The 16,616-nt window shown below is 51.0% G+C and carries 19 protein-coding genes and 1 pseudogene; 10 read left to right on the top strand and 10 right to left on the bottom strand.

The genetic code is table 11. The annotated features are described in order from the left end of the window. Positions 1-32: 32 nt before the first annotated feature. Entirely contained in the window at positions 33-1,037 is a 1,005-nt protein-coding gene (locus tag EDM59_RS09410; protein ID WP_122923311.1) for a permease, read from the top strand. A gap of 11 nt (positions 1,038-1,048) precedes the next feature. Further along, on the top strand, positions 1,049-2,062 hold the full coding sequence (locus EDM59_RS09405) for a TIGR03943 family putative permease subunit (protein ID WP_122923310.1): 1,014 nt from the start codon (positions 1,049-1,051) through the stop codon (positions 2,060-2,062). Between the two features lie 37 nt (positions 2,063-2,099). On the opposite strand, the gene EDM59_RS31675 is transcribed toward EDM59_RS09405, so the two are convergent. The 8 genes and pseudogenes from EDM59_RS31675 to EDM59_RS09370 all read right to left on the bottom strand — a co-directional run bounded on the left by EDM59_RS31675 (position 2,100) and on the right by EDM59_RS09370 (position 8,674). After that, positions 2,100-2,585 (bottom strand): NUDIX hydrolase, encoded by a 486-nt coding sequence (locus tag EDM59_RS31675; RefSeq protein ID WP_342769196.1) that lies wholly within the window; start codon positions 2,583-2,585, stop codon positions 2,100-2,102. 120 nt (positions 2,586-2,705) lie between these two features. Then, positions 2,706-2,888, bottom strand: a pseudogene (locus tag EDM59_RS31670) (NIPSNAP family protein); the annotation flags it as partial. Between the two features lie 135 nt (positions 2,889-3,023). After that, the gene (locus EDM59_RS09395) at positions 3,024-3,905 is read right to left on the bottom strand and encodes a metal ABC transporter permease (RefSeq protein WP_122923309.1); all 882 of its coding nucleotides are present in this window, start codon (positions 3,903-3,905) and stop codon (positions 3,024-3,026) included. Beyond that, positions 3,902-5,254: a metal ABC transporter permease gene (locus EDM59_RS09390; protein ID WP_122923308.1), complete on the bottom strand. Its 1,353-nt coding sequence runs from the start codon at positions 5,252-5,254 to the stop codon at positions 3,902-3,904. The genes EDM59_RS09395 and EDM59_RS09390 overlap by 4 nt, the downstream gene beginning before the upstream one ends. Then, positions 5,251-6,036 carry a metal ABC transporter ATP-binding protein gene (locus tag EDM59_RS09385; RefSeq protein WP_122923431.1) on the bottom strand — a complete coding sequence of 262 codons (786 nt, stop codon included), beginning with the start codon at positions 6,034-6,036 and terminating at the stop codon, positions 5,251-5,253. Before EDM59_RS09385 ends, EDM59_RS09390 begins: the two co-directional genes overlap by 4 nt. Positions 6,037-6,070: 34 nt before the next feature. Continuing rightward, on the bottom strand, positions 6,071-7,015 hold the full coding sequence (locus tag EDM59_RS09380) for a metal ABC transporter solute-binding protein, Zn/Mn family (protein WP_122923307.1): 945 nt from the start codon (positions 7,013-7,015) through the stop codon (positions 6,071-6,073). Between the two features lie 205 nt (positions 7,016-7,220). Then, positions 7,221-7,871 (bottom strand): response regulator, encoded by a 651-nt coding sequence (locus EDM59_RS09375; protein WP_122923306.1) that lies wholly within the window; start codon positions 7,869-7,871, stop codon positions 7,221-7,223. Then, positions 7,868-8,674, bottom strand: a complete 807-nt coding sequence (locus tag EDM59_RS09370) for a sensor histidine kinase (RefSeq protein WP_122923305.1) — start codon at positions 8,672-8,674, stop codon at positions 7,868-7,870. The genes EDM59_RS09375 and EDM59_RS09370 overlap by 4 nt, the downstream gene beginning before the upstream one ends. A gap of 108 nt (positions 8,675-8,782) precedes the next feature. Here EDM59_RS09370 and thiD point away from each other — a divergent pair, with 108 nt between their 5' ends. After that, on the top strand, positions 8,783-9,580 hold the full coding sequence (gene thiD / locus EDM59_RS09365; RefSeq protein ID WP_122923304.1) for a bifunctional hydroxymethylpyrimidine kinase/phosphomethylpyrimidine kinase: 798 nt from the start codon (positions 8,783-8,785) through the stop codon (positions 9,578-9,580). A 31-nt stretch (positions 9,581-9,611) separates the two neighbouring features. Here the strand turns inward: thiD and EDM59_RS09360 are convergent, their stop codons facing one another. Both EDM59_RS09360 and EDM59_RS09355 read right to left on the bottom strand, forming a co-directional pair. Next, entirely contained in the window at positions 9,612-11,012 is a 1,401-nt protein-coding gene (locus EDM59_RS09360) for a DUF4179 domain-containing protein (RefSeq protein WP_122923303.1), read from the bottom strand. Positions 11,013-11,015: 3 nt separating this feature from the next. Next, positions 11,016-11,540: a sigma-70 family RNA polymerase sigma factor gene (locus EDM59_RS09355; protein ID WP_122923302.1), complete on the bottom strand. Its 525-nt coding sequence runs from the start codon at positions 11,538-11,540 to the stop codon at positions 11,016-11,018. Positions 11,541-11,674: 134 nt separating this feature from the next. Between EDM59_RS09355 and EDM59_RS09350 the strand changes: the two genes are divergently transcribed. From EDM59_RS09350 to EDM59_RS09320, 7 genes are all read left to right on the top strand, one after another. Further along, positions 11,675-11,890 carry a hypothetical protein gene (locus tag EDM59_RS09350; RefSeq protein WP_122923301.1) on the top strand — a complete coding sequence of 72 codons (216 nt, stop codon included), beginning with the start codon at positions 11,675-11,677 and terminating at the stop codon, positions 11,888-11,890. An 82-nt stretch (positions 11,891-11,972) separates the two neighbouring features. Beyond that, complete coding sequence (splB, locus tag EDM59_RS09345; RefSeq protein ID WP_122923300.1) at positions 11,973-13,046, top strand: spore photoproduct lyase; 1,074 nt, start codon at positions 11,973-11,975, stop codon at positions 13,044-13,046. A gap of 135 nt (positions 13,047-13,181) precedes the next feature. Continuing rightward, the gene (locus EDM59_RS09340; RefSeq protein WP_122923430.1) at positions 13,182-13,823 is read left to right on the top strand and encodes a deoxynucleoside kinase; all 642 of its coding nucleotides are present in this window, start codon (positions 13,182-13,184) and stop codon (positions 13,821-13,823) included. A gap of 45 nt (positions 13,824-13,868) precedes the next feature. Continuing rightward, positions 13,869-14,555 (top strand): deoxynucleoside kinase, encoded by a 687-nt coding sequence (locus EDM59_RS09335; protein WP_092267966.1) that lies wholly within the window; start codon positions 13,869-13,871, stop codon positions 14,553-14,555. 104 nt (positions 14,556-14,659) lie between these two features. Next, positions 14,660-15,412: a class I SAM-dependent methyltransferase gene (locus tag EDM59_RS09330; RefSeq protein WP_122923299.1), complete on the top strand. Its 753-nt coding sequence runs from the start codon at positions 14,660-14,662 to the stop codon at positions 15,410-15,412. Between the two features lie 104 nt (positions 15,413-15,516). Next, complete coding sequence (locus EDM59_RS09325; protein WP_122923298.1) at positions 15,517-15,840, top strand: hypothetical protein; 324 nt, start codon at positions 15,517-15,519, stop codon at positions 15,838-15,840. 77 nt (positions 15,841-15,917) lie between these two features. Continuing rightward, positions 15,918-16,604, top strand: coding sequence for a DUF3109 family protein (locus EDM59_RS09320; protein ID WP_246010952.1), 687 nt, complete (start codon positions 15,918-15,920; stop codon positions 16,602-16,604). The last annotated feature ends 12 nt before the right edge of the window (positions 16,605-16,616 follow it).

Below are 16,616 nucleotides of genomic sequence, written 5' to 3'. Positions count from 1 at the left end.
AATAATTACGATTTAGAAAGGGGAAGTTCGAGTTGCTTACGAAGCTGCGCCATTTTTTCCTGGAGATTATTGGTGCACTTATTCTGGGCCTGGGAGCCGTCTGGTTGACCACGATCGGCAAAAAGGACTGGTTTGCTGGTGGGCAATGGGAATGGTCTCCGCGTTGGCTGGACGTCAAAACGTTTTTTCTGAGTATCGTCTTGGAAGCCATCCCGTTTGTTTTGCTCGGGGTATTCTTTTCTGCTTTCATCCAGACGTTCGTCACAGAAGAGCAGGTTCGGCGCTGGACCCCCAAGCATCCGCTGATAGCGCTCCCCTTTGGAGCATTGCTTGGATTTTTATTCCCGGTCTGCGAATGTGCCATCATACCCGTTGTGCGTCGATTGATTCAAAAAGGCATGCCGCTGCATGTAGGGATCACATTTTTACTAGCGGGCCCCATCGTCAATCCAGTCGTTATGTCCTCTACATACATTGCGTTTACCAGACAGCCCGATATGGCGTTCCATCGAGCGGCAGCAGCTTTTGTCGTTGCGATCTTGATAGGTGCACTCGTCTATCTGTTTGTGCGTAAAAATCCGTTGCGTCTAGGCATGGAGTCGCAAATCCGTCACGAGGCGGCGCATTCAGAAGCGATCAGAGGGAAGCTGTCTGCCACATTTGGCCACGCCATCGATGAATTTTTTGACATGGGGAAATATTTGCTGCTGGGTGCCTTTATCAGCGCCATTCTTCAAGTGTACGTAAGCAGGGAGACGCTAGTAGAGGTCGGACAGGCGCCGTATGCTTCCCATCTGGTCATGATGGGTATGGCGTATCTCTTTTCTTTATGCTCCGAGGCAGACGCCTTTATCGCCGCGTCCTTTTCCCAGTCCTTTCATAGTGGGTCCCTGTTAGCGTTTCTTGTCTTTGGTCCCATGCTCGATATGAAAACGACACTCATGCTTCTTGGATCATTTCGCTTCGGATTCGTGGTAAAACTGGTAGCGGCCGTTACCATACTCGTATTTGCCGTCACGGTATTCTGGCCCATTTAGGAGGGATGAAGGTGAATCAAGCAGCAGTGAAACGTCACTATTTTTTGCGCAGCCTCATTCTCATCGGATTTACTTTGTTATTGGCACAGCTAGTCGCAACTGATAGGCTGAACCACTACCTGGCTCCTCGTTTGCACGTATTCAGCTACGTGACGCTGGCCATTTTGATTCTGCTGACATTGGTCAGTCTGCGCCAGGCGTATCTGGGAGTAAACGCGTATGAGTGCGATTGCGAGGATGCGCACAAGCTGCCGCGCACTTGGTGGCGCTCCGCACTCGTTTACGGGATGTTTGCATTGCCGCTGGTGATGGGCTTTCTGATGCCGGATCAAATCCTGGGAAGTGACGTCGCCGAAAAAAGAGGGATTACGCTGCTAAGCAATGATGTGAGGAAGCTGGCAGAGGTAATGGGTTCAGGAAATACAGCCGCAAAGAATGAGACGGCGGTACCCCCAGCTGTTTCCGAGCCACAGTTGAAAGCGCAGCTACCTGCAAACAAAGAAGCGGATCAAGCGCCATCCTCCGTGGGGGACACGCCTGTAAATGCTCCAAAGCTGACGGACGATCAGATTCGTCAAAAGTTTTCAAACACGGGGTTTGGAGACTTTTATACCGACTTGGCCGTTGCGTTGTATAAACAGCCCGTCATCCAGCTGAACGACAAGGTATTTTTAGATGGATTGACGACGATGGAGCTGTACGCAAAGGATTTTGCGGGAAAAGAGATTGAGACATTTGGATTCGTTTATCGGCAGCCCGATTTTACCTCCCAACAATTTGTAGTCGCCCGTTTTTCCGTTACATGCTGCACAGCAGATGCCAGCGTGTTTGGCGTGCTGGTGGAAGACGAGCAGGCGAGCAAATGGGCAAAGGACAGCTGGGTAAAGGTACGAGGTAAGCTGGAGGCAAGAAGTGTGGACGGATATGACATGCTAGTCCTTCGGGCGAACAAAGTCGAGCAAGCGAAGGCGCCTAAAGATCCGTATGTGTATTACAATTATGATCTACCTGAATCGAACGGATGAGCGTACACAACCCATTCAGCTGACCGCGCCTACCGAGTCAGCTGAATTCTTTTTTTGCTTCATAACGCGAGAGAAGCTCATAAGGCCGCAGGCGAAAAGCTTCATAAGGCAAGTAGCTTGGCTCTCGTGCATCGAGCAATCTACTCCTGAGATGGGGGCGGGTAATCCAGGCTTCCGCATTTTCTTTTGTAATGTGCTTGAATACGACCTCTGAGGTCTCGCCTTCAGCTGGCTGCAGCTCTCCACTGAGATACTCGCCACGGAAAACGACACAGAGAATGCCTGAGGTGACATTTTGGTAGATGCCTGTGATCCCGATCAGGCGTACCGTCGCACCGGTTTCCTCCGCAATTTCGCGATGCAGAGCTTCTTCGAGGGTTTCGCCTTCCTCGACTTGCCCACCGGGCATTTCGAGTGTGTCAGGGCGATGCAAATTGCGAACCAGTAATACTTCCCCATCCTGATTGGTGATGAAACCGCTGACGGCGGTAATGTGCCGAGGAGCCTGGGATCCTTTTTGCAAATCCGTAGTAGATGTCAAAAAGTCTTGAGTGAAGTCCAGATACAGCTCGCCTAACTCTTGGCGCTTGTTCCTTGCCTTGGTGTGCAGGTCACTCTGTTTGATCATTCGCTCGATTTGTTCGTAGTGCTCCATGCTGTCGTATTCCCATATGGCAACGATCTCGTCTTTGGACTCATTGACCCAGCGTCCTACCAATCTGGCACCATGCTGAATTTGGTTCGGGTACAGATACATGTGAAAAAAGTCGGTAAAAACCTCTAGCTGCTCTGGCCTGATACGATACGTTTTTCTGCGGTAGATCATGTAGGTATCCCTCATCTCCCATGAATTACCTTTTACTTCCATAAGGGGAACGTGAAATCCTCCAGGCAGTCAAACCATAGTGCGTGACACAAAAACGCTGACGCTCTTTTTTGAACGTCAGCGTTTCCTCTTTTTTTATGCTTCGCCGATGTGAATCTTTTTTCTCGCCACCATCTTGCTGATCATGCCGTGGCGAGGGGAGAACAGGAAAGCCAGGAAAAAGAGTAGCCCAGCTACCGCTGTCATCGCGCCTGCAATCGAACTGTCCAGCCAGGAGGCGAAAAAGTAGCCAAGGATGGCGGAGAGGACGCCGACTGCCATGCTGATAAAGAGCATGATGTGGAGACGATCTGTTAGCAGATAGGCCGTGGCGCTTGGGACCACCAGCATCGCGACGACCAGAATCGCGCCAACACTTTCGAAGGCAGCGACTGTCGTCAGGGAGACAAGTGTCATCAGGAGATAGTGGAAAAGGACAACGGGAATCCCGATGGCAGCAGCGAGTGCAGGGTCAAAAGCGCACAGCTTGAATTGCTTGAAAAACAATCCGATGATGAGAAGGCTGAACAAAAACACGCCTCCTACCCCCCACAGGGCACGCGGTCCCATGTCCATTCCGCCAAACTGCCAGGTATCCCATGGAACATAGGCAATCTCCCCGTATAAAACGCAATCCAGATCTAGATCGACCTGCTGGGTGTACAGGGAAACCAACACGACCCCGACAGAGAAGAGGGCGGTAAAGGTAACGCCTATGGCAGCGTCTGATTTGACCCCGCTTTGATGCAGCATCTGAACGATGAAGACCGTGATCAAGCCAATGATGGCAGCCCCCATGAGCATAGGCAGGATTTCCCGGCTTCCGCTGAAAAGGAAGGCGAGTACGATACCAGGGAGGATGGCATGGCTGATCGCATCACCGAGCATAGCCATTCGGCGCAAGATGAGGAAGCAGCCGAGAAACCCGCAAGAGGCGGCCACGAGGGACCCGGTTAGAATGATCCAGAACGAGTTCATAGCGAGAGCCCCCCTTGTTTCGAAGGGTGAAGAAGGTGAGAAACGCTGTGATGATCGGACAGCCTCGGCGTCAAATCGTAGGCGCTCAGCTGCGCGAGCATGAGTGAAAGCGTTTCGTCCGTCAGCTGAGGGGCCAATTCCTCTTGGTTTACGTCAATCTCTAGGTTGTTGTATTGGTTCTGGTTCATATGATACAAATCCCAAAGTCGCTGATTCAGCACGAGACGGTGAGCTTCTTTCAGTCCTTCAGCCGTGAAAGTCCACAGGGTTTCCACTTCCGTACGGGAACGCTCTGAGACGAACGATAGCTTTTGTAAATCGTACAGAGCTTTGCGAACGGCTGTAGCACGCTTTCCGCATTTCTGTGCCAGCTGCTCCGCTCCAAAACCGTGATAAACACTGGTAGGGCGGCTTTTTGTCTGTTCCTCCAAACGCTCGTACAATGCTTGCATGACATCCTCGCGCAGGACTTTTTTACGCATGCGCAAGAAACGAGCCATCCGGGCGAGTACGCCACGGCGAGGGGAGAACAAAAGGGAAAACAGGAAGAAGGCGGTAGCGGATAGCACAATGGTCGGCCCTGTAGGCAAATTTTCCTGCTGGGTACTGATCAAGGTTCCAAGAACGCCGCTCAGGGCTCCAAAGAAACCGGCCAGCACGACCATTTTGCTGAGCTTATCTGTCCAATAGCGGGCTGTGACAGCAGGAGCAATCAGCATGGCGGCTACCAGCACGACCCCAACGGCTTGCAGGCCAATGACGACAGACATGAGCAGCATCAGCATGAGCAGACCATCGAGCAAGCCCATAGGGAAGCCCAATCCTCGCCCAAAGCCGGGGTCAAAGGAGAGCAGGGTAAACTCTTTGAACAAAAGGGCAGTGATGACAATAAGGACAGCTGCAACGAGCATGATCGTAATGACATCGGTAAAAACAAGAGAAGCTGCCTGCCCAAACAGAAACTTATCCAGACCGCTTTGATTTCCGCTAGCGCTGTGCTGGATGTGAGTCAAGAGCACGATCCCGACCCCGAAAAAGACAGAGAGGGTGAGGGCCAGAGAGGTGTCTTCCTTGATTCGTGTATGGCGCGAAATGGCCGTGATGCAATAGGTGGCTAAAAGTCCAGCCACACCCGCTCCGATCAGAAAGAGACCAATGGACTTGGACCCTGTGAGCAAATAGACGAGGCAAACCCCAGGCAAAGCGGCATGGGCGAGGGCATCGCCTACCAGAGACCGCCCTCGCAGGAAAGCAAAGCAACCGAGAACGCCGCTGCTAATCCCGAGCAAAACGCAACCCATGAGTACCCACTGTGTATTGGGATCCTGCAATGCAAGCCAAATATTCATTGCGTGGATGCCTCCTCCGTTTCAGCAGAGCCAGTCAGCAGTACCTGATTGCCCAGGACATGCAGACGGCCACCATAGGTCTTCTGCAAATTTTCAGGGGTAAAGGCCTCATGGGTGGGGCCAGCCGCGATCACACGTCGATTGAGCAGGATGGTCCAGTCAAAATACTCTTCCACTGTTTGCAGGTCATGATGGACGACGAGAACGGTTTTTTTCTGCTGCTTTAGCTCGTTGAGGAGCTGAATGATGGCTCTTTCGGTAGCAGCATCTACACCAGCGAACGGTTCATCCATGAAGTACAATTGTGCCTCCTGTGCCAATGCGCGCGCCAGAAATACTCGCTGCTGCTGACCGCCGGATAGCTGGCTGATTTGCCGGTTTGCGTAGTCTGCCATTCCTACCTTTGACAGGCACTCCAAGGCAAAGTCGCGGTCAGCTTTTCCAGGGCGACGAAACCAGCCCAGTCTTCCGTATCTCCCCATCAAAACGACATCCAGTGCATCCGTGGGGAAATCCCAATCCACGGATTCACGCTGAGGGACGTATCCGACTAGCTTGCGCTGCTGCTTGTAAGGCTTCCCGTATATCTCGGTTTCACCTGAAGCGATGGGGATCAGACCTTGCACCGCTTTGATAAATGTGGATTTTCCCGCACCGTTTGGCCCGATAATGCCAATGAGCTTACCCTCGGGCACTTCTATGTGCACGCTTCTGAGCACAGGCTTCTTCTGATAGGCAACCGTCAAGTCTTGGACCACCAAGGGAGCTCTTTGCGATGTCATTGTCATATCCAAACCCTTCCTTTCTCTGCGTTGTCTATTTCAACGCCCCAACGATTGTATCGACGTTGTGCTTCACCATACCCAGGTAATTGCCCTCTGGAGTTCCTGGCGCTCCCATGGCATCCGAGAACAATTCACCGCCGATCGAGACTGAGTGGTTTTTGGCGGCAGCCCCTTGAACGACTGCTTCGATCGAGCGTTTCGGGACAGAAGACTCGACGAAGACGGCTTTGATTCGGCGATCGACGAGGGTATCCACGAGCTGCTGTACATCTTTGAGTCCATACTCGGATGCGGTACTAATGCCTTGCAAGCCCAGTACCTCTACTTCATAGGCGCGGCCAAAATATTGGAAGGCATCATGAGCTGTGACCAGTACCCGCTGTTCTTTCGGGATGGAAGCCAGCTGCGCTTTTGCATAGGCATCGAGCTCCTTTAGCTCTGCCAAATACTTTTCAGCATTCGCCGAATAATCAGCTTGGTTGGCGGCGTCAAATGCGATCAGATCATCCCGGACCTGTTCGACCGCTTTCATCCACAAGGAGACGTCGAACCAGACGTGAGGGTCAGGATTATCAGGGGAAGCGGGATCAGCCAGCAAATCTTCCTTTGTCAATTTGGCAGTAACGGGATTCACTGGTTTTGTCTTTCCGATTTTCTCGAAGATTTCGACCATTTTTCCTTCGAGGTGCAGTCCAGAGTAAAAGATGATATCGGCTTGATCGATTCGTTTGATGTCGCCTTCTGATGCTTTGTACAAATGCGGGTCGACGCCTGCGCCCATCAGCTGAGTCACTTCGACGTGCTCACCACCCACTTGCTTGACGATGTCAGCGACCATGCCAGTCGTTGCCGTAACCTTCCAGGCACCGTTTCCTTCCTGAGGTGAAGTACTCCCCGAGCAACCGGCAAATACGAGCGAAGTACCCATAATGACACTCAACAGCCCTTTTTTCCAACGTGTAAAGTATGTAGACATCAAGTTTGTCTCCCTTCAATTCTTTTTGGTTTGTGCATGAATGTTTCCCTAGGGCAACTTTAGCACATAATGATTCCTTAATGCAACAGTATTCGCTTATTACAAAAATGTTTCCTTTGTGCAAGATTGTAGGCGGCGAATCTGCTGTTTTTGTGAATCAGCATATGCAAAAGGCAGGTGAGTGTGTCACCTGCCCATTTAGCTCCTATTCGCGTGCGATGAGATGATGCCTGACAGCGAAAGCGGCGAGCTGTACCCGGTTTGCTAGCTGAAGCTTGTCCAAAATGTTTTTTACATGATTTTTTACCGTATTTTCCGCGATGATGAGTGTCTCGCTGATTTCTCGATTGGTTTTCCCTGCTCCGACGTACATCACGATTTCTCGCTCACGAGGGGTGAGGATCTCGGGGCCTGTGCCAGTTGGTTGATCTTCTTGACGGAAGCGGTGGAGGAGCCGGTTTGCCATTTCACGGGACAGCTCGCTGTCTTCTCCCAGTAAAGCATGCAAGTAATTGATCCAGTCATCTGGCTCCAGATTTTTTAGCAAATACCCCTGCGCGCCAAACTGGATCGCAGTGATCAGGTCGCCGACGTCATCGGAAACACTTAAAATGACGACTTTAATGTGGGGATACGCTTTTTTGACTTCGCGCGTGGCCTCCAGCCCGCTCCACTTTGGCATATTGATATCCATCAGCACGAGATCCGGCTGCAGCTCTCCGCATAAGTGGAAAGCCTGCTCGCCGTTTTCAGCCTCGCCGATCACTTCAAAAGAAGGGTCAGGGTCGAGCAGACTACGTATGGCGGATCGTGCCATCGGATGGTCGTCTGCTATTAAAACTCGATAGCCGTTCATTTGGCAAAACCTCCAGTGTGAGATGTCAAGGTAATGATGGTGCCGCCACTCGAACGTGTGCAAATATCCAGTGAGGCTTGCAGCTGCCTCGCGCGGTCCTTCATCATGGACAAGCCGTATTTCTTTGAGGTTTCACTGAGCCCAGACATGCCGATACCATCATCCTCGATGGCAAGTGTCCAGCCCCGCGGTTCGTTTGTCGTGAGCTGAATCCAGGCGTGCTTGGCTTGCGCATGCTTCCGGATGTTGGCAAAGGCTTCCTGGATGATCCCAAAAAGCTGAACCTCCTCAGCTGGTGTATAGAAGTTTTCCTTGATTTGCAGCTGCGGGGTAACGTCGACACCGGATAGCGCACTCCATTGCGTCAGCCATTTTTCAAGGCGCTGCTCCAGGCTGCCTTCCTCCGGGAGAGAGCGCAGGTTAAAAATAGCTTGGCGCACATGATTGTCTATGGCGGAAACGGCGACGCGAGCATCGTCGAGCTGGCCCTGCTTCAATTTGACATTCAAAAAAAACAGAGATTGGGCAATCCCGTCGTGCAGCTCGCGAGCGAGACGTTCTCTTTCCTCGTAAACGGCTCGTCGGGCTTGTTCTTCCACGATTTTCGCGTTCATTCGCTCAATGGTTCGAAACATCCAGGTGGCAAACAAAAAGGACAGGAGCAGAGTCAGCAGGGTGATATATACGTTGCCAGTCTCCATGGACATATAGGGCAGCAAAAAGTCATGCCGGACAAACTCAAAGCCACCAATGATGATGGTGGGGATCAGAACAGTCAACCAGTAAAAAATGCGGTAGCTCATTGTGGCAATCCCTTCCTTACCTGTAGCAATCAATCCTAGTATACCGAAGCAGGCGGCTGGATGATATACTCGGTATCAGAGCAAGCGTCAGGAGCAGGAGGGAGAACATTGGGCAAAATAGCAACAGCGTTAACGATAGCAGGTTCCGACAGCGGTGGAGGTGCAGGAATTCAGGCGGATCTGAAGACCTTTCATCAGCTGGGCGTGTATGGAATGAGTGCGATAACAGCCGTAACGGCTCAAAATACATTAGGGGTAGCAGGCGTCTATCCACTTTCTGTGGAAGCCGTATCCCTGCAAATTCGCGAAGTCCTGCGCGATATTGGAGCGGATGCAGCCAAGACAGGGATGCTGTTTGATGCCGCCATCATTTCGGCCGTGGCAGAGGAAGTGAAAGCATTCGGTATACAAAAGCTGGTGGTCGATCCTGTCATGGTGGCAAAAGGCGGCGCCAAGCTATTGCTTGATGAAGCGATCGTCGCCTTGCAAAAGCATTTGCTGCCGGTATCCGAAGTCGTGACGCCGAATCTGCCAGAGGCGGAGTGCTTGACAGGCATGCAAATTCGCACACCAGAGGACATGCGAGAGGGCGCCCGAGCGATTCACGCACTCGGTGTACGGAATGTGCTGATGAAAGGCGGGCATTTGGAGGGAGACGTCGTCGTCGATATGCTGTTCGATGGACAGGCTTTTTACGAGATCTCCCATGAGCGGGTGCAGACGCGACATACGCATGGGACAGGCTGCACCTTTTCGGCGGCACTGACCGCTGAGCTGGCGAAAGGCACGCCATTGGTAACGGCCGTAGAGAAGGCGAACCGCTTTATCTTTGAAGCCATCAAAACCGCTCCACAGCTGGGGGGAGGGCATGGTCCGACAAACCATTGGGCTGTGATCGATGAATAGAAAAGAGAGCCCTTTTGGGGGGCTCTCTTTTTCATTGGCCGGTAATCGGCATGGAAAATCCAGTGGAGAGTCGGGAGGTATAATCCTCCAGCGTGAAGCGGTACTCTTGTGGAGCGCCTTTGTCGGTTGTGCGCTTATAGAGAATGCTGCTGTTTTGCAGATACCCCTTATTTGGCTCTTCGGCAGGACGGGATGAAGTGGAGCCACTGACGTACTCATATTGATTTCCGCGATCATCCGTCAGATCATTCCCGACCGAAAGCATTCGATTCTCGTCTTGACTTCCCACCTGAAGGGAGAGGTCGATGCCCACAACGTCTTGATTTTGCCGAATGGCGGACAGAGTGAGACGGGAGTCGGGTGCTTTGATCAGTTTGCCTGTTTTGGCATCAATGACGACTTGCAGCTTGTGTTTGTCCAGAGCACGGATCCCGTCTGCTTTCAGCATAAGCTGTTTGGGCTGTTCAAAATAAACGCTCTCCAGGTTGTAGGTGACGCCGGTTTCCCCATCTGGGGTGGAGACAATCCCGTTGCCCCAGAACGAGTACGTCCGTCCTTTTTCATCCTCCAGCCGCAGCTGGTCAAATCCGAATAGGCGCTTGGAATTGGCTGGATCAAACTGAATAGACACCTCGGTCTGGGTAGGGTAAACGACGATCTTGGTAATGGTAAATTGCTGGTCATCTACGGTAACCTTCTGATTAAGCGGATAAACGGTTTCTTTTAGCGACTCGTACTTGCTTTTATCGATCGGAAAGGAAACTTGAAAGGGCGTATCCAGCTGCTTCTGATCTACGGTAAGGGTAACGTTTGCAACCAGTGCATCCGGAATGTGGGTCGTATCCTGCCAATAAACATCCAGACGATTTTGTTCCAGGCTGGATCCGCTTTCTTCGTTATCTCCCCGTGACGACCAGGAGTATCCGGCAGTCGTTTGCTCACCGTTCTGGTTGTAAAATTTGACTTGATTCAGCTCCACATGATGACCAGGCTGCTCGTGGCGAATGGTATAAAAAAGCAGCATGCGCTTTTGATCCATCAGAACCTGATCAACCGTAAAGCGGACACCATCATGCTCAGCGCTGGCTCCAATAGGCTGTATCATGTTGTGCTCTGCGGCCATCTGCAGGCCTTTGTCATCCCGTATAAGCTCAACCAGCTTCTCCATGCCAGGCAAGTGGCTGACATACGCGGCTACTGCAGGTGAGAGACGAATGGAAAAGAACAGCCCGAGCAGGATAAGGCTAGCGATTCCACTGGTTGCCCAGCGAAACCGAGAGCGGCGTTGTCTTTGCGCAAGCTGCTGCTTTGCCTGTTGCATGCCCAACTGGATGGACAAGTCGATGTTCTCAGGAACGGGGATGCTCTCCACCCTCTGTTTGTCTTGCCACAATTCCTGCTCCAGCTGTTCCCACGATTGATCCTTTTGCATTGCCTACCACTCCTTTCCCAGATCGTGCCGAAGCATGTTTAGCCCCTTGTGCAGCCACGTCTTGATCGTGCCTTCTGGCTGACCGAGGACCGCGGCAATTTCCCGAATCGTCAAATCCTCGAAATATTTCAGAATGACAACGTGGCGGTAGAGGGGAGTGAGCTTGGCGAGAGCTTCTTCCAAATGGAGACGGATAGCGGCTTGGTCTGATTCCCCGATGTTCTCTCCTGCTTCCGTTTCTGGCTGCGTGGAGCGCAGGATCAGGCGTTTCTTTCGTCTTTGTTCATCCGTACAGATATGAATCACGATGCGCGTCAGCCAGGTAGACACATAAGCAGGATGCTTTACCTGTGACAGCTTGAGATAGGCTCTGCAGGTCGCTTCTTGTATGGCTTCTAGAGCATCCGTCTCATTTCGCAGGAACGCATAGGCGACTTTGTACAGTTTATCCTTGTGGAGCCTCATAAGTTGGTAAAAAGCCTCGTCATTACCGCTCCGGGCTTCTTTTACCAGATGTTCGAGATTCACGTTCACCCCTCCTAATCGATTAGACGCGCGAGGAGGGCAAACGGTTTTCCTAAAATCAAAACATTGCGCTTCAGATGAGAACCGAACGCCCAGCTAGCGCTTACTTTATAGAAAGAAAAGGTGAGGCGAAGTGAATGTGGTGGATCAAATGGGTGACGATTCATGAGTCGTATGGATTGCCGCGAGTAGCGCAGGAGTGCCGCAGATATTTGGAAAGTCAGGGCATCCGTGTGCGGATTTATTTCAAGCAAACGAAACGAGCCGGACATGTATACATGCTGCAAGTGCCAGCCGATCAAGAAGAGCTAGCGCGGATCTGTTTACAGGCTTTTAAAGACGCCATGCAATAGCGGGATGATAAGGAAGACTGCCAGCTGCCCCCTGTCGACCCCAGCAAAGGACGGGTCATACTAGTAGGAGGGGGAGTGAGACATGGCCACCAGCGTGATGGAACCACCGAAGCAGACGGCAGCAAAAAGCGCGCAGCTCTTCGTCCCGGACTACGTATTCGTCGAGCCGCATGCCTTGGATTATCCGCTCGGGCGGGAGCTGTACGAGCGCTTTTCCCGGGAAGGCATCCCGATTCAAATGACAACCAGTCACAATCAGGTGCGTGGGATCCCAGGGGAGACAGATTTGGAAAAATACCGCAATGCCAAGCGAACGCTTGTGATCGGCGTACGGAAAACGCTCAAATTTGAAACCTCCAAACCATCAGCTGAGTATGCGATTCCACTCGCAACAGGCTGCGCGGCCCATTGCCATTATTGTTATTTGAATACAAACGTGGGGACCAAGCCGTACATTCGTGTTTATGTCAATACGGACGATATCCTTGCGCAGGCGCAAAAGTACATCCTGGAACGGCCAGGGGAAATCACTCGCTTTGAAGCAGCCTGTACATCGGATCCCGTCAGCATTGAGCATATTACCGGGAATCTGAAGCGAGCCATCGAGTTTATGGGCACTCAAGAATTTGGCAGACTTCGATTCGTTACGAAATTTCATCATGTGGATTCGTTGCTGGATGCGAAGCACAACAAGCACACCCGGTTTCGTTTCAGTATGAACGCCGATTATGTGATCAAAAACTTTGAACCCGGTACGTCCACCTTTGCACAGCGAATCGAGGCGGCAGGCAAAGTGGCGAGGGCAGGCTATCCACTTGGTTTTATTTTGGCGCCTTTATACTGGTTTGATGGCTGGGAAGCGGGCTATACCGACTTGCTGGAGAGACTGCGCAGCCAGCTCGTGCCGGAGGCTTTGGAGGATCTGACGTTTGAGCTCATTTCGCACCGATTTACCAAGATCGCGAAAAATCTGATTCTGCAGCGCTACCCCAAAACAAAGCTGGAAATGAACGAAGAGGAACGTAAATACAAATGGGGCAAGTACGGAAAAGGAAAATACGTGTACCCGGATGTGCAGGCGAAGGCTTTGCAGGTTCATCTGGAAAACGAAATCAGCCGCTTGTTCCCACGTGCAAAAATAGAATATTTTACCTAGCGAAAAAAGGAAAAGCTGCCAGAAAAAATGGCGGTTTTTTTCTTTTTAGACATCAAACGAATTTTTTCGACAAAAGATTATGTGCGTGCTACAATATGGAGTGCTCTCATTTTCGTGAAAGGAAACGAAGGATACATGAAGTCCATATTGATTACGGTTGAGGGGCCCATTGGAATCGGCAAAACATCCCTATCGAGGGAATTGAGCCGTGCGTTTCAGCTGGAGCTGCTCGAAGAGATCGTTTACGAAAATCCATTTTTGGGCAAATTTTATGAAAACATTGCAGAGTGGAGTTTTCAGCTCGAAATGTTTTTCTTGTGCAACCGGTACAAGCAGCTTCAAGATATTCATTCCCAGTATTTGAACAAAGGGACTTCTGTCGTTGCCGATTACAATATTTTTAAAAATACAATTTTTGCAAAACGTACGCTGACTGGAGATAACCTGCCCAAGTATCTCAAGATCTATGATATTTTGACCGAGGATTTACCACAGGCAGATCTGGTCATTTATTTGACGGCCTCTATCGATACGGTCATGAAACGAATTGCCTTGCGTGACCGGGAGATCGAAAGAAGCATGGACGTCACGTACATGGAAAATCTGATTGCAGATTACAACGAATTTATGGAAGCATTTGAAAAACATCACCCTGACACACCCGTCATTAAGTTCAACTGTGATGATTTGGACTTTGTGCATCGTCCTGAAGATTTGCGCAAAGTTCTGGAGGCGATTGCTCCTCGCGTTTTGGAGCTGCAGGCGAAGCAGGGGTAAAAAGGGACGAGCTATAGCGAGAACTGTGAATAAGGAGTTGCGTACATGTCTAGGTTTCAAAACAGCCAAATCCGAGAAAAATACGGAATACCAAATAACGCGGTCATCACAATCGGGGGAACGGTCGGCGTAGGCAAGTCGACTTTCACACATGCACTTGCCGATCAGCTAGGCTTTCGTGTGTCTGTTGAAAAAGTGGACAACAACCCGTATTTGAGCCGCTACTATGGTGATTTGTCGCGTTGGGGCTTTCATTTGCAAGTCTTTTTCTTGGCTGAGCGCTTCAAGGAGCAAAAGCGGATGTTTGATTACGGCGGCGGGTTTGTCCAGGATCGCTCGATTTATGAAGACACGGGCATTTTTGCTCGCATGCTGTACGAGCAAGGAAACATGACGGAAGAGGACTATCGTACGTATACGGAGCTATTTGAAGCGATGGTCATGACCCCTTACTTCCCGCATCCGGATGTCTTGATTTACTTGGAAGGAAGCTTTGACGACATCATCGACCGCGTGAAAGAACGAGGACGTCCGATGGAGCAGCAGACACCGGTCGATTATTGGCAGGACTTGTTTGGCCGTTATGAAAAATGGATCAGCTCGTTCAATGCCTGTCCAATCCTGCGTGTCAACATCAATGAATACGACGTCGTGGATGACCCTGCCTCGGTGGAGAGCATCATCGCTCGCGTTGCGGAAAAAATTCGTCTCGGACGAGAGACTCGTTTATAAGAGAGTGTGGATCCCCCCTTTGCGGCTATGGGCTGAGAAAGGGGGTTTTTGTTCTGCGCTGGCGAGGCATAATACACGTACTCTTCCCATAAAGGAGCGCAGACATGGCAGAAGAATGGTTTGAGCGCAGCTTTCAAGAAGATTACATGCTGGTGTACCGGCATCGGGATGATTCCACAGCCGACTCGGAGGTTGTCAATCTCTTGAGGCATTTGCCAATCCGAGATTCGGGGCGAGTGCTTGATCTTTGCTGTGGCAACGGGCGTCATTCAAGAGCGCTGGCTCGCCGGGGCTATGAAGTTGTCGGAGTCGACCTGTCTGCCGTACTCCTCAAGCAGGCAGCAGAACAAAACAGTGATCCGCATCTGACATACGAGCGTTATGACATGCGCTATCTGCCGTTTCACGACGAATTCGATATCGTGGTCAATCTGTTTACAAGCTTTGGTTACTTCTCCACGGATCAGGAAAACGCGATAGTCGTTCATAATATGGCACAGGCATTGAAAGCAGGGGGAGAAGTGGTCATCGACTACCTGAGTCCTAACCATGTAGTAGAGAATCTGGTGCCTTACTCGGAAAAAGAGGAAGATGGCGTACGGATTCAAGAAGAGCGTTGGGTGGAAGATGGCTTCGTCAAAAAACGAATTCTCATTCATGATCCTACGGCATCCGATCCTCGGGAATATGTGGAGCAGGTGCGCTTGTTCACAGCGGAGCAGATGATCGAAATGCTTCAGATGGCGGGATTTTCTCCAATCCAGATATTTGGAAACTACGCGTTTGAGCCATTCCATGCTGCAAATTCTGAGCGAATGATTTTCTACGCTATCAAGCAGCCGGTTCTGATTCACTAAAGGGCTGCCCAGCCTGCCGCTTCGATGCTGGAAGCGGTATTTCTTTTGGCATTCTGCGGCTAGTTTGATATGATGGGCAGTAACATCACATCGGAGGGATGAAAATGGATATCCAACAACACGAGCGTTTGCTCCGTCTTTTGACAGACGAATTCGAGAATAAAATGGCAACAGTCACGTTTACACAGTGGGACACAGACAGCGAGGATGAGGAAGAAGAAACCCGGTTTACGGGCAAGCTCGTTGGCTACAAGCTGACCGATAATGAATTTGAAGAGAAAGATTTGCTGCTGCTGTTTGCAGATGAAGAAGCGGAATCGGTTGAAATCTTGATGGAAATTCCAGGGGAAGAAGTCGATCTGGCTACTTTCGAAAATGGACGCCTCGCCATTTTTGGTACAGAAGCGGAAGTTGTTCTGGAAAAATGAGACCGCAGCAACGATACAGATACGTGGGTACGCCAGACCCTATGACGCAAAAAGAGGCGTATCAATGCGAGAAATACATGAAGAAAAATCGGGATAGTTTGGTGAGAGCCGGAGAGTATCTGGTGGATGTGCCTGCGCTGTTGTCCTTGTTTCACCTGGATTGCTGGAATTGTCGTGTCGTGCACGGCGAAACCTGTTGTGAAGGGGGACAGCCGTACGCCGTGCAAAAACAGCAGATGTCGATCTTGGAAGAGGAACTGGCTTTGGTCGCTGCACAGTTGGGGGAAGAAAAGGAACGCACTCACTGGATGGAATACGGGATCTGGGATATTACGCAGCCACCCGGCACGATTCGCATGCGACATGGAAACTGCCTGTTTTATCAGGAGCTGGATGGCAGACGTGGATGTGCGATCCACGCCTATGCTGAAAGGACGGGGAAAGAGCTGTTTCCCCTCAAGCCATTTAGCTGTCAGCTGTATCCGCTAGATCTCATCGATACAGAAGATGCTATCTTACTCACCGCCGTGACGCCAGAGACCTCTTCCTTTTCACGCTGGGGAACAGATTATTTGGAGCATTTCTATTGTGCGAGCAAGGAACGCAGGCAGCAGGCGGACCATGTAAACGCTGAGCTGTTTTCGCTGGATGGCTACCGCCCGGCTTATGAATGGAATATGCCTTTGCTGCGCTACTTGCTGAAGGGACATGCCGAACAGATCGAAGGCCTCTTGGCACAACGTTCTGTGAATGTGCCTTGCTAATTGGAACGTGCG

This window comes from Brevibacillus nitrificans, from assembly GCF_003710965.1.
GTDB classification, from domain to species: Bacteria; Bacillota; Bacilli; order Brevibacillales; family Brevibacillaceae; genus Brevibacillus; species Brevibacillus centrosporus.
This window is presented reverse-complemented; position numbering and strand designations above follow the sequence as displayed.